The sequence below is a fragment of the Calothrix sp. NIES-2100 genome (assembly GCF_963875285.1).
Lineage (GTDB): Bacteria > Cyanobacteriota > Cyanobacteriia > Cyanobacteriales > Nostocaceae > Aulosira.
In genome coordinates, this window is the sequence record NZ_CAWNLA010000001.1 from 3582723 (window position 1) to 3595609 (window position 12887).

Sequence of the window (12887 nt, forward strand, 5' to 3'; positions counted from 1 at the left end):
TAATCCCAGGCGATTGCTTCGCTCCGCTCGCAATGACATATATGTTGCATGAATTTTCACCCAACAGGCAAAGAGTTTACAGCCTAGGCGTAGCCTGTCTTTAGCATCGCCAAGAAAATTTAGTCATCAACTTTACAACATTAAGACTTAAACCTTGACCATTAAGAACAAAACCTCAACCATTAAGAACAAAACCTTGACTATTAAGAACAAAACCTCGACCATTAAGAATAAAACCTTGACCATTAAGAACAAAACCTTGACCATTAAGAACAAAACCTCGACCATTAAGAACAAAACCTCGACCATTAAGAACAAAACCTTGACCATTAAGACTTAGGCGATTTACAGGAATAAATATACCGCCGCCGTTGGTTTCGACTTCGCTCAACCAACTCCAGAGTCGAGAGTTGAGCGTTCGCGTAGCGTCTCGCAGAGAAGCGATGCACTGAGCTAGCCGAAGTGTCGAAACTCGCCAACACAGGTAATTTCTTTCTCGGAAATCACCTTCAACCTTGACCATTAAGAATTAAAATTTAAGCGATGACTTTTGACTTCCGCGCAGCGGCACTAGGTGATTATAGCGGTTCTCAATTGCTTAGAATACAGATCAATCGTAGGGGCACAGCAATGCTGTGCCCTATGGTGTATAGCACCCAAACGAGAACCGCTATAATTTCGTCAAGGGGATAGCAAAATACAAATTATATGTGTTATCCACACTCGTAAGGGCACGGCAGTGCCGATGCCCCTACACGCGACGATATAATTTTGTATTGCATCCAACTGAGAACCGCTATAAATTCCGAGAAATCACGGACATAAATCCAAATTTATGTGAAAAAATGGATATTTTTGCTGAACTAGAATCTAACTTAATTGAGGCAAACTAGCTATATAAAACTCTAAAAGGAGTAAATTTATGACTTTAAAGAAACGTACATCCCGGATTCTAGAAAAAGCTAAGTTTAGAGTTGCCGGACTGAAAGCTATTGATCCAAACATATCATTTGATGATAATTACAACTTACAAAATCTGACTCAAATAATACAGCAGTTTCACAGTATGCTTGATGAATATAATGCTGCTATTGCTGTAATTGACTCTTCTAGAACCAAGCTTGACGACATGGAAAAAACCTTAAACATTATTTCCGATAAAATGCTGGTTGGGGTTGGTTTAAAGTATGGCAAAGACAGCAATGAATATGAACTTGCGGGTGGCGTTAAACAAAGCGAACGTGTCCGCAAAAGCAGATTAACCCGCTTGAAAAATAAAAATAGCGCAGAGAAAACAGCAAATGATAATGTAGTAACCGAGTAGTATATCTGCGCAAAAGTCAAAAGTACTATCTTTTGTGGCTTTGAGCTTCTAACGCTTATCCCACAGGCATTTTACCCCACCCCCAACCCCTGCCCCTAATCCCCAAAGGCGGCCCCGAGTTCCCCGCAAGCGAGGAGGGGGCTATGATGTACATTAGTGGCGCTGATTTACTGGGTTTTCACAATTCTAAACCCACTATGCTGATAAAAATTTGGTCGAAACCAATTGCGATAATATTTTAAAGCTTCTGTCCCATTAGTTATCCAACATCCCCCTAACATCATCTGATGTTTGGTATCAAAAAAGAGTGCTGAATTATCTTCATAAAGAAAATGAGGTTGATATCCTGGAAGGGGGTTTAAGTTATCGCTTAACCATTCCCAAACATTACCCCGTAAATCGTACAATCCAGAGGGACTTTTGGCGGTTTCTAACATACCCACGGGACTGGGGGAGCCAAATTTGAAATTGAGATTGTAATTGTCTACATCTGCTACCGAATTATTACCGTAAGTCGCTAAATTATATTCGGCTTCACTCATTAAACGGATATCTTTACCTTGGGCGCGACAGTAAGCCATTGCTTCATAATGATTGACTTCCACTGGCCAATCTAAGGGTAAATCCATTTCATCAAACATGGCTCGATATTTATAACTGCCATTTTCATGTAACCAAAATCTGGGACATTGAATATTGTATTGAGTTTTCCAACGCCAAGATGCTTCATCCCAATATTCTTGATTTTCGTAGCCACCAGCTTTGACAAAATAGAGAAAATCGGCGTTAGTAATGAGATATTTACTGGCTAAAAAAGGTGCAACTTCCACAGTACTTGAACCATAATCAATATCCCATCCATAAGTTGGATCGTCAAAGGCTTTACCGAGTTTTGCTACCCCACCCCCAACTTCTATCATTTCATTAACGGGAGTGTAACCATTAAAAGGCGCATATTTCCAATTTTCGGGACGTTTGACTTTCTCAATTGGAAGTTGGCGAATTAACATTGAAGAAGTTTCAATGTGAATTCGCTGGTGTTCAATCGCCATTATTAACGCCCATAGGGGATGATTTGGATGAATTGGGAGTGTAATTTTCGTTTTTTGAATCACTTCCGAAATGACTTCATAGGCTTTGTTTCGGTACTCCCAAATCTGTGGGACTTGCGCCGATTTGAAATGAGCGATCGCATCTTTGAGTTCTTCTGGTATTTCCGGATCTACCCCAATTTCAAACAGAATTTCATAGTCTGGATTCAAGCGTCTGGACAATAATTCGACGCGGATTAATTTATTAATGTAAAAAACCGCCGAATGTCCTAAATAAAAGATTAAAAGATTTCGCAATGGGTCAGGATTGAGATAAAATGTATCTTCCCCCACCAGACTTTTCATCAAGGTGTCTTCGAGTTGCCACGCATTCTCAAAATAATTGAGGATTGTTTGGTTATTGCAATTATCAAGCCTTGGCGGATGAGCAGATTGCAGAGTATTCATAATGTCAGCAAATTTCTGTTATGAAAGCAGTAGATAAATTAATGGTAGGGTATGTCAAACCTAAAGGGCATAAAAATTTTAACTAACCGCCGAGTAAGCGAAGAAAGATATAAGATTGGTATTCTATAGCATTTCTTGTCCCTTGTGAGATACACCCCACCCCCAACCCCCTCCCCGCAAGCGGGGAGGGGGCTATTGTTGGGAGCATCCCAATTTTGCAAAAATAAAATTTGTAGTGGGAGCATCTTGCTCCCTAATACAAAGGAAGCGGGCTAGAAGCCCGCACTACAAATAAATAAATTTACACATTTGGGATGCTCCCCTATTGTTTAGCTCATTTGATTAGGAAAAGCTATATTATTTTCTGAGGAATTTTTAACGATTGACTTTCAGCCAACTAAAAACCTGCTCAACTGTCAAATCAAGTGTTAAGAAGTTTGGGATTGGTAGAGATTCACTACCAGTTAATTCTAAAGGTTCTTGTCCGGGAATAAATGCCAAAATTAATCGGTCATCTGGGTCAATTAACCATCCTAGTTGAGTACCATATTTGAGACAGTGCAAAATATTGCTAATAACTTTAGTAGCTTTTTGCTCAGGTGAAAGAATTTCTACCGTCCAATCAGGGAAAATTTCAAAGGTGTTGGGTACTTCACCATCTACCTCAAACGGAATTCTCTCCCAGCGAAATACGCTAGCATCGGGAACAATCGAACGTCCGCCAAATGTACAGCGTAATTCTGGAAAGGCTAAGGCGATTTGTGGCGTTTCTGCAACTTGATTCACAGCATCACAAAATTTGAATTGCAGACGCGAGTGTTTACCTTGAGGCATAGGTTTTTGGTAAATGCGACCATTAATAAATTCGCTAGCTGGCTGAGTTTCTGGGAGTGTGAGAAATTCATTGAGAGTCAAGGGTGCTGCTGTTGTCATATGCCAACTGTTTTGCATTATTGTTATTTTATCCAGTTGCGATCGCCTTACTTTTGACTCAATGATAATTCTTGTCTAATTGATTCAGTAATCGCATCTACTAAAACCAAACGCTGACTAATCGGTAATTGCACAACAGATTGCTTTAAATCCTGTGCAGATAAATTTATTAAATCTGATTGCACAGTATTTGATTTCTGTGCCAACACTTGCTTTAAATGATTTGACAAATCCACATGAAGTGTCTCTAAAAACATACAATCATTACCAATATTTGATAACTCATCTTCATCTAAATTTTCATTATTGAGACGAGATTCATATACTTTGATTAAATTTTCAATTGCTTCAATAATAAACTGGATATCTTTAAAGGATAGTTTCATTTTTCCTGACCAAAGTATATATTTGACTTTTAATTAATTTTATAAAACTTTTCTCCAATCTGCCTGAGTGCAGTTTTATAATTTGCAAGCGGCATAATCTCTTGAGGTTGCCATAACCAATGATTATCGCGATCGTTAACTAATTTTAGTTCAGCAGCAATGTCTGTAGCCGGGTCTAATTTCCACCAATTTTTCCCTCTTCCTATAGTAGCGAATGTGGAAATACCTCCGGGTGATGTGCCGTCTGGTAAAGTGGTCATAACAAAAATGACACTGTTCTCCTCAAATGTGGCAATATCTTTATTTGGTCTAACATTATCCATTCTAGGAGAAGTTGCATTGCCTTGAAGGTATAAGGAAATAGGTGTTTTAGCCATTTAAACAGTGATGCATTATTTATTCTTGATTGGTCAAAAAAAATATATATGACTCGTGGATAACTGAAATGTGGTTTTATGTTTATTTAATAAATCATTGCGCTGATGGATGTTGGAAAAGTGCGATCGCATACATATCTTCAACCTATCCCCAATAGGCATGTTAATATTAATCCAAACCAAATTGAAGGAATAATATGACAAAACTTAACCTTGACGAAGAGAAAATTAAGCAACTATTTAAAAGCGCACTTATCGAAGTAATTCAAGAACAGAAAGAAGTATTTTCTGATTTGTTAGCAGAAATTATCGAAGATATAGCTATAGAAAAAGCTATCAAAGAAGGTGAAGATACAGAACCAGTCAGCCGAGAGGCAATTTTTAAGATTTTAGGAAATAAGGGATAATTGTTGAGTTCCGCAAAAGCTTTGAAAAGGATTTGAGCAAAATTAAAGATGAAACATTACTGCAAAGAATACAAACAGTAATTGAAGAAGTCGAAAATGCTGAAAATCTTGCAGAAGTGAATAATGTTAAAAAACTTAAAGCTGATGGTGATTATTATCGGATTAGAGTTGGAGATTACAGAATTGGGTTAACAATCTCTGATAATGCAATTGTTTTTGTCAGAGCGTTACAAAGAAAAGATATTTACAGGTATTTCCCTTAATTAGATTTTGGCAGCTTTCGTCCAAGCGTCTTTTACCTTTTGCTTGTGGTTAGGCGAAAAAAAGCGATCCAATACGGTTCGGTTAACGTCATTGCGAGCGAAGCGAAGCAATCGCAAAGACTCTGGGATTGCTTCGCTTCGCTCGCAATGACTGTAAATATTTTTGCTTATGTACTTAACAACTTCCCTTTTCCCTTTAACCGAACCGTATTGAAAAGCGATCGCCTTTTCAAACAGCGATCGCTTTTTTAACTCAATCTCAAATCCTTACACTAAAAGTGTCTGCAACAAAGGTCTATCTTCCGATAACTTCCCTGTTCGCAACCATTCATTTAATTCTTCTGGTGCGACAGCTTGCTGGAGGCGTTCCCGCAATGCTGTACCTTCTAAAATTTCATCCTGCAACAGTTGTTGAGCAGTTTCTTCCAACAATGTACGGTTATGTTGCAGAATGCTCAAAGCGATGTGGTGAGCATTATCTACTGTTTGCTTGACTTCCCGGTCAATTTCTTCTGCAACTTGCGGACTAATTGAACGGCGGGGATTTCCATAGCCTTCGATAAATTGCTGTTGAATCTTCTCAAATGCCACAGGCCCTAGTTTATCACTCATGCCATAGATGGTAATTGCCCGTTCTGCCAAATCCGTAGCTTTTTGGATATCATCAGACGCACCAGTAGACACCTTCCCAAAAACCACTTCTTCCGCCGAACGTCCACCTAATAAAGTTGCAATTCGTCCGCGAATTTCGTCTTCAATCATCAAAAAGCGGTCTTCTTCTGGCATTTGGATTGTATAACCCAAAGCACCTACACCACGGGGAACAACGGAGATTTTTTCCACTTTACCAGCACCAGGCATTAAAGCACCAATGATGGCGTGACCAACTTCGTGATAAGCTACGGTCTTTTTCTCGGTTTCATTCAACACACGAGAACGTTTTTCTAAACCAGCCACTAAGCGCTCGATGGCTTCGTTAAAATCTGCCATAACTACCGCTTGCCGATTTTGACGAGCTGCTAGCAATGCGGCTTCATTCACTAAGTTGGCTAAATCTGCTCCAGCAAATCCTGGTGTGCGGATAGCGATAGTAGCTAAATTAACATCATCAGCTAATTTAACGTTTCTGGCATGAACGTTAAGAATAGCTTCTCGACCAATTTTATCAGGGCGATCGACTACAACTTGGCGGTCAAAACGTCCAGGACGGCGCAATGCAGGGTCAAGGACTTCGGGACGGTTGGTAGCGGCGATAATAATTACACCTGTATTAGCATCAAAACCATCCATTTCGGTGAGTAACTGGTTGAGGGTTTGCTCGCGTTCATCATTACCACCCACAAAACCACCAGCACCACCGCGAGATTTACCCAGTGCGTCTAATTCATCGATAAAGACAATACAGGGAGCTTGTTTTTTCGCTTGCTCAAATAAATCGCGGACACGCGCCGCACCGACACCGACGAACAATTCGATGAATTCGGAACCGGAAATACTGAAGAAAGGAACCCCAGCTTCCCCAGCGATCGCTTTGGCTAATAATGTCTTACCTGTTCCGGGAGGCCCTACCAACAACGCACCTTTAGGAATTTTCGCTCCCAAGCGGGTGTATTTATCCGCGTTCTTCAAGAAATCAACAATTTCTTCCAATTCAACTTTGGCTTCATCGACACCAGCCACATCCGTAAATTTTACACCTGTGCTGCCATCAGAAGAAATCCGCGCCTTGCTTTTACCTACCGTCAGCGCTGCGGGGCCGCCTCCTTGACGATTCATTAAAAAGCCCCAGATACCAAAGAAAATTAACGGTGGCGCTACCCAGCTAACTAAAGTACCCAGCCAACCATTTTGATCTGGTAGTGGTGCAGCAAACTCAACATTATGCTCGCGGAGAATCTTTGGTAAATCGAGATCCAGAGCTACGGGTGTAGTAGATAATACCTGTTGTGCCGGTTTGCCATCGGCAGTTTGGGTTTTCAGGACATACTCAATGCGATCGCCGCCGACTATCGCTTTTTCGACTTTACCAGCTTCTACCTGAACAACAAAATCGCTATAAGGAACTTGTGGCAATTTCGGCCCCAAGAAGCTAGGAACAATAAAGTTTAGCAGCAACAATACAGTTAGAAATATCAAGAAGCTGCCACCAAACTGCCGCCATCTCGAAGGTTTCAATTGATTTTTATTATTTTTTTCAACAGGCATTTTGATGTACCCTCAAATTAATTTTGTCATTGGTCAATAGTCAGTGGTCAGTTGTCAATAGTCCCCTTCATCCCCCCATGCCCCATGACAAAGTAACGTGAATTGCAAAGTTTTGTATCTGTTAGGTCTATTCTAGAAACTAGATGGCGTAGACCAAATTGGTGTATACCCCACAGAACAATGCGTATTGCCGAACTTGTATGGAAAATAAGCTCTTTTTGGTGTTTAAAGTATTTCTACTCTCGATAGTGCTGTCGTTCTTGATTAAATATGCAGCACCGAGTCTTTTAATTCCGGGGACAGATGCAGTAGCCCTAATTATGGTTTTGTCACCGCCTGTGATTATGGCGATCGCATTATTATGGCGATTTCAGGCCCAAAGGCAAAATAGCTGATCTTTGTATAGGCGGAAGTTGCTAAAATCAGCTAACTTAGCTGCATCATGCATGATAATGCAGCTTGCCAACTGGTTGGAGTCCGCCTGTGAATCTAGGTCAATGGATCGGCTTAATCGCTATAGTTCTGTCTTTATACATCTTGTGGCAAATTAAAGAAGTATTGTTGCTGATGTTTGCCGCAGTTGTCTTAGCTTCAACCTTAAATCGCCTAGCGCGATGGTTCCAACGCTGGGGAGTCAGGCGTGGTTTTGCCGTTGTGCTGGCGGTGGTAATATTTTTTGCCTTGATTGTCGGTTTTTTCCGGGTAATTGTACCGCCGTTTGCAGCGCAGTTTCACGAACTTACTTACCGAGTTCCCCAAGGTTTGGAACGCTTTAATAGTTGGTTTAACCAACTAAAAACACAGGTTCCCAATCAGCTAGTACCTTATATTCCCGATATAGACAGTCTGATCCAACAAGCACAGCCATTCATCAATCGACTATTAGGAAACTCTTTTGCCTTTGTTTCTGGCTCATTAGAAGCTTTGCTGAAAATTTTACTGGTGCTGGTTTTAACAGGAATGTTATTAGCCAATCCCGGGGCTTATCGCCGAGTATTTGTGCGTCTTTTCCCCTCATTTTATCGGCGGCGAGTAAATGGGATTTTGGATCAGTGCGAAACTTCATTGGAGGGATGGGTAATAGGCGCACTGATTGCGATGGGCGTAGTCGGACTGCTGAGTGTCATCGGTTTATCGGCTTTAGGTGTCAAAGCCGCATTGGCTTTAGGTGTGTTAGCCGGATTTTTAAACTTGATTCCCAACCTCGGCCCGACATTGAGTGTAGTTCCAGCAATGGCGATCGCACTTTTGGATGCGCCTTGGAAAGCTGTTCTGGTCTTAATTCTCTACTTTATTATTCAGCAGCTTGAAAGTAATTTTATTACACCGATTGTCATGGCTCATCAAGTTTCCTTACTACCAGCTGTGACCTTAATTTCGCAATTATTTTTCGTGACTTTCTTTGGTTTTTTAGGATTATTTTTGGCGCTACCTCTAACTGTGGTTGCCAAGATTTGGTTGCAAGAAGTTTTAATTAAAGATGTTTTGGATCAATGGGGTCCTAGTCCGCAACAAGAGGCTGAGTTGGTAATCGTGTCGCACTCTCCGGCATTAGATGATCCTTGGGAAGCAGATAATGCAGATGAGCAGGGGGGCAAGGGGGCAAGGGGGCAGGGGAGCAGAGGGGGCAGAGGGGCAGAGGGGGACAAGGGGGACAAGGAGGACAAGGGGGCAGAGAAGGAATAACTATTGCCCAATGCCCAATGCCCCATCCCCCATGCCCCATCCCCCATGCCCTAATTCAATTACCCTTTGCTTTTAAAAGAGTCTAGCCACTCTCTGACTTGTTCGCGGGCAATATCGCGACCACCAAGACCAAAGGCTAGGGCAATAGCGACAGCGATCGCGCCGAGTAAGAGTCCAAATGCTAAATTCACAATATCGCTAGCTACGCCAATCTGTCTTAGTGCCATTGCTGATACTAAGGTAATGATGGAAATGCGTGCTACTTGACCTAAAATCCTGGCTTGAGAACTCTCGGAACTGGCAATGATGTTAAAAGCTAGGTTTGCTAAGAATAAACCAATGCCAAATACCACTAATCCTGAGAGAATACGCCCGAATATAATCAAAATGCCGGATACTAATGCGGTTAGCGCGGGAATATTCAGGATATTCACGGCTGCTACCGTCGCAAACAGCATAATACCGACTAAGACGATAATCCCCACAATTTCTGATGGGGTACGGGTAGGTGTAGATACTGGTGCGCCAGATTCTGTGTATACCGCTGCTCGTCTCGGTGATGGCAGACCGAGTACAGAAAATATGTTGTTGAAGCCCAAACTAGTGAGAATACTAGTAACCAAATCCCCAACAAACCGCCCGAGAAAATAGCCCAGAATCAGAATTGCTAAGGCTGTAAAGATGGCAGGTAAGGCATTGAGAACCTGTTGTAGCATAGCGATCGCCGGCAGGGAAATCGCCTCAATTTTCAAAGCATTGAGTGCAGCGATCGCTACGGGAATCAAAATCAAAACATAGATAATTGTGCCGATAATATTCGACAGCGGTTGCGCCCCCGCACTGGGAGAAAGTCCAAACCGACTACCTAAATGGTCGATTCCGGTTGCAATCAACAAGTTAGTGACAATTCGGCGGACGATATTAGCGATAAACCAGCCGACAGCGGCAATGAGTGTGGCTGCTAAAATATTCGGCAGAATTGACAGAATCTCTGTAGTCAGAGCTTTTACTGGTTGTAGCGCCTCCCTTAGCCCCAAAGTATCGAGAACGGGGACGAGAAATAGTAAAAAGATGAACCAATAAAGGGCATTGCCAATGGTTTCACTGGGAGACAATTGAGACAAGCCAGATGTAGCATCCGGTGCTTCTTCATTCAACCGCTCATCCAACCTTAATACCTGGAGTCCCCGTATTGTCACAACCTTGACAAGGGTAGCTACTACCCAGGCGACACCCAAAAGAATTATTGTCCCAACCAACTTTGGCAAAAAGCCCACAAGTTGATCGAGAAAATTATTCAGCGGTCGCGAAGCTACTTCCAAGCCTAGAGCTTGTAATACAGCTACCACCGTCAACAGGATGATACTCCAAAAAACTAAGCCGGAGATGAATTGCTCCACTTGGGGAACATCTTCTCGACCGGTTATTCCGGAAGCAATGCGGTTATCTATGTTCGTGCGATTGAGGATTGTTCGCGTCGCTTTTGCAATCAGCGCCGCAAGTAGCCAACCAATTAGCAAAATTGCCGCCGCACCAAGCAATCGAGGCATAAACAGAACTATCTGTTGGCCCATTCCTTGCAAATCAGCAAATCCCCGCTGCACGGCTGGTGAGTCTGGTGTTAGGCTTGGTGATTGTGCCAAAAATCGCTGCACCCTCATCGACAAACCAATATCTATTACCTGGGTTATTCCTAGCCAAGTTGCATTCATGGTTTTTCGGAATTAAAAGTTAATTGTGAAGCCAGAACATTTAAGGTGTTTTTGGCGTGGATTGTGATGCACAATCCGGAATCTCGTAAGATTACGAGGATTTTGCCTAACAATTTACCAGTAAAAACATATATGACATTCGGATTATGAGTAATTTTTAACTAAATCCCCCCAGGGGTCATTGCTCCCCTATGATCAACAAGCGATTTTGAGTTACTCTAATTGCAGCAGCCCCATGAACTAGGTATAATGTCCCAAGTTTTGGAACAATCGATTCAAATTAATGCCCCAGCCACGGTGGTAGAGCATTGTATTACCGATTTAACTCTCATGCACCGATGGCTTAACCCTGTTTTACGTTGCGAACCCGTGGGCAAAGTCTGGAGTACGGATATTGGGAGTCAAAGTCGCTTTATCATCCAAATTCCTTTCATTCAACCCACCTTAAACACCGTGGTTGTCGAACGCCAACCAGGTTTAGTTGTTTGGGGATTCAAAGGATTTTTCCAAGGACGCGATCGCTGGGAATGTCAACCCATATCCCAAGGAACAAACCTCATCAACCGTTTTGAGTTCGATATTCCCAACCCCCTAGTCAGTTGGGGCTTCAATACCTTCGCTGCATCCTGGACAAAAGCAGATATGCAAGCCCAACTGCTTCGCCTCAAAGCAATAGCGGAAAGATTCTAACAGATTTAGTCAATAGTCAATAGTCAATAGTCAACCGTCAACCGTCAACCGTCAACCGTCAACACTCCCCTCATCTCCCCAACTCAGTCAACAACCGTCGAATGGCGACTGAATCCTCTGCATCAGGAACTTTGGAGAGATAAGTTTGCAGATCTTCAGCCGCTTGGGGGTAGTAACCGAGTTGATAGTAAATCAGTCCGCGATCGCGTAATTCTATGCTCACGCCAGGAAACAACAGTAAAATTCGTTCCACCGCTGCTAGGCTTTTTTCTAAATCATGCTTTTTGAGATAGATAAATTTTAAATTCGTCAGCATCCTCGCCAAAAATTGCCGATTGCTGACTGGGGCTAAATATTCTGGCTGTAGCTGCACTCTTTGCTGAAACATTTGCGATAGTCTGTCTTCGCAATCTTGGGGAAATAACACTTCACCCTGATTGAATGCATCTACAAAAATTTCCATATCTGTAATATCTGGGCGGATGAGGAAATGTCCCGGCATTCCTATGCCCACCATTGGCAAATCAATTCTGCGGGACACTTCCTGATAAACTAGTGCTAAGGTAATGGGAATTCCTAACCGCCGGTCAATTACATCATTTAAAAAGCTGTTGCGCGGATCGTAGTAGTTTGTTTTATTACCCGCAAATCCCAAGTCATCGTACAAATACTGATTAATACTTTGAATCACCCGCAGCGGATAGCGTGATTCTGGTAAGCGTTCTTGTAGTTCCGCTGCCATTGTTTCAAAGGCATTGAGGTATTCTTGTAGATCAAGGTGAGGATATTCTTCCTGTGCAATATATAAAGCTGCCTTTACCAGGTCGATATGCTCGTCAGGCTGCTGAATCTCCTGATAAAAATATTGTCGCGCTGACGAAAAATTCATAAGCGATCGCGGGAGTCTAAGTGTAAGGATGAAGCGAGCCAACTGACAACAGTTGAATGGCACTATCTTTATCTTAGAGATATTCAGTCAATTTTGCATAGTAGCGCTGGCGTTAACTGCTCTTGGGTAAATTTGCTGCATCTCTCGGCAGATGTCTGAATGATTGCCAATATTTTGGGGAGCATACCAATAGAACCAGAAAAAGGTCACAGGTTCTGTCTAATGTGCGGGTGTTCTTATAAAAAATCACATATAATCGCTAAAACTAGACTTAGCAAGGGTTTTGAGGAACTATTTCCGTTTGAGTTTGGATCTCGGCTCAACCTCCTCTTACCATCATAAAAATTTTTCCACTACTCTGGACATAGATTGACTACGGATGCCATCTATAAAATAGGGGTTACTGCTCAGTTTTCATCCGCGACGGAGGGGAAATGTATCGCCAGGACAACTATCTCTATTTTGAGCGGGCATTTAAGAAGTTTCCATTGCCAAAATCTTCAAAGCCACTGCTTG

15 protein-coding genes are annotated in these 12887 nt (G+C 42.1%); 7 read left to right on the forward strand and 8 right to left on the reverse strand.

From position 1 onward, the window contains the following. Positions 1-175: 175 nt before the first annotated feature. The gene (locus AACU32_RS14805; RefSeq protein WP_096600667.1) at positions 176-523 is read right to left on the reverse strand and encodes a hypothetical protein; all 348 of its coding nucleotides are present in this window, start codon (positions 521-523) and stop codon (positions 176-178) included. A 399-nt stretch (positions 524-922) separates the two neighbouring features. On the opposite strand from AACU32_RS14805, the gene AACU32_RS14810 reads away from it, so the two are divergent. Next, complete coding sequence (locus AACU32_RS14810; RefSeq protein ID WP_096600669.1) at positions 923-1324, forward strand: hypothetical protein; 402 nt, start codon at positions 923-925, stop codon at positions 1322-1324. Between the two features lie 167 nt (positions 1325-1491). Here AACU32_RS14810 and ovoA read toward each other — a convergent pair whose 3' ends face one another. The 4 genes from ovoA to AACU32_RS14830 all read right to left on the reverse strand — a co-directional run bounded on the left by ovoA (position 1492) and on the right by AACU32_RS14830 (position 4519). Continuing rightward, a complete protein-coding gene (ovoA, locus tag AACU32_RS14815; RefSeq protein ID WP_096600671.1) occupies positions 1492-2823 on the reverse strand; it encodes a 5-histidylcysteine sulfoxide synthase in 1332 nt (443 codons plus the stop codon). 375 nt (positions 2824-3198) lie between these two features. Further along, complete coding sequence (locus AACU32_RS14820) at positions 3199-3756, reverse strand: Uma2 family endonuclease (RefSeq protein ID WP_096608021.1); 558 nt, start codon at positions 3754-3756, stop codon at positions 3199-3201. A gap of 47 nt (positions 3757-3803) precedes the next feature. Next, on the reverse strand, positions 3804-4142 hold the full coding sequence (locus AACU32_RS14825) for a hypothetical protein (RefSeq protein ID WP_096600673.1): 339 nt from the start codon (positions 4140-4142) through the stop codon (positions 3804-3806). A gap of 29 nt (positions 4143-4171) precedes the next feature. Further along, positions 4172-4519 (reverse strand): Tse2 family ADP-ribosyltransferase toxin, encoded by a 348-nt coding sequence (locus tag AACU32_RS14830; protein ID WP_096600675.1) that lies wholly within the window; start codon positions 4517-4519, stop codon positions 4172-4174. Positions 4520-4716: 197 nt separating this feature from the next. Between AACU32_RS14830 and AACU32_RS14835 the strand changes: the two genes are divergently transcribed. From AACU32_RS14835 to AACU32_RS14845, 3 genes are read left to right on the forward strand one after another with little or no spacing between them, the layout of a single operon-like run. After that, positions 4717-4926 carry a hypothetical protein gene (locus AACU32_RS14835; protein WP_096600677.1) on the forward strand — a complete coding sequence of 70 codons (210 nt, stop codon included), beginning with the start codon at positions 4717-4719 and terminating at the stop codon, positions 4924-4926. Next, complete coding sequence (locus tag AACU32_RS14840) at positions 4926-5189, forward strand: type II toxin-antitoxin system RelE family toxin (RefSeq protein ID WP_339378687.1); 264 nt, start codon at positions 4926-4928, stop codon at positions 5187-5189. The genes AACU32_RS14835 and AACU32_RS14840 overlap by 1 nt, the downstream gene beginning before the upstream one ends. Before the next feature lie 45 nt (positions 5190-5234). Further along, complete coding sequence (locus tag AACU32_RS14845; protein WP_339377904.1) at positions 5235-5441, forward strand: hypothetical protein; 207 nt, start codon at positions 5235-5237, stop codon at positions 5439-5441. Between the two features lie 15 nt (positions 5442-5456). On the opposite strand, the gene ftsH is transcribed toward AACU32_RS14845, so the two are convergent. Next, a complete protein-coding gene (gene ftsH, locus AACU32_RS14850; RefSeq protein WP_096600681.1) occupies positions 5457-7394 on the reverse strand; it encodes an ATP-dependent zinc metalloprotease FtsH in 1938 nt (645 codons plus the stop codon). A 200-nt stretch (positions 7395-7594) separates the two neighbouring features. Here ftsH and AACU32_RS14855 point away from each other — a divergent pair, with 200 nt between their 5' ends. Together AACU32_RS14855 and AACU32_RS14860 are read left to right on the forward strand one after the other, a co-directional pair. Next, a complete protein-coding gene (locus AACU32_RS14855) occupies positions 7595-7789 on the forward strand; it encodes a hypothetical protein (RefSeq protein WP_096600683.1) in 195 nt (64 codons plus the stop codon). A gap of 88 nt (positions 7790-7877) precedes the next feature. Then, entirely contained in the window at positions 7878-9080 is a 1203-nt protein-coding gene (locus tag AACU32_RS14860) for an AI-2E family transporter (RefSeq protein ID WP_096608022.1), read from the forward strand. A 59-nt stretch (positions 9081-9139) separates the two neighbouring features. On the opposite strand, the gene AACU32_RS14865 is transcribed toward AACU32_RS14860, so the two are convergent. Then, positions 9140-10792 carry a mechanosensitive ion channel gene (locus AACU32_RS14865; protein WP_096600685.1) on the reverse strand — a complete coding sequence of 551 codons (1653 nt, stop codon included), beginning with the start codon at positions 10790-10792 and terminating at the stop codon, positions 9140-9142. Between the two features lie 249 nt (positions 10793-11041). Here AACU32_RS14865 and AACU32_RS14870 point away from each other — a divergent pair, with 249 nt between their 5' ends. Further along, positions 11042-11482 carry an SRPBCC family protein gene (locus AACU32_RS14870; protein WP_096600687.1) on the forward strand — a complete coding sequence of 147 codons (441 nt, stop codon included), beginning with the start codon at positions 11042-11044 and terminating at the stop codon, positions 11480-11482. 70 nt (positions 11483-11552) lie between these two features. On the opposite strand, the gene AACU32_RS14875 is transcribed toward AACU32_RS14870, so the two are convergent. Then, on the reverse strand, positions 11553-12371 hold the full coding sequence (locus tag AACU32_RS14875; protein ID WP_096600689.1) for a SirB1 family protein: 819 nt from the start codon (positions 12369-12371) through the stop codon (positions 11553-11555). Positions 12372-12887: the final 516 nt, after the last annotated feature.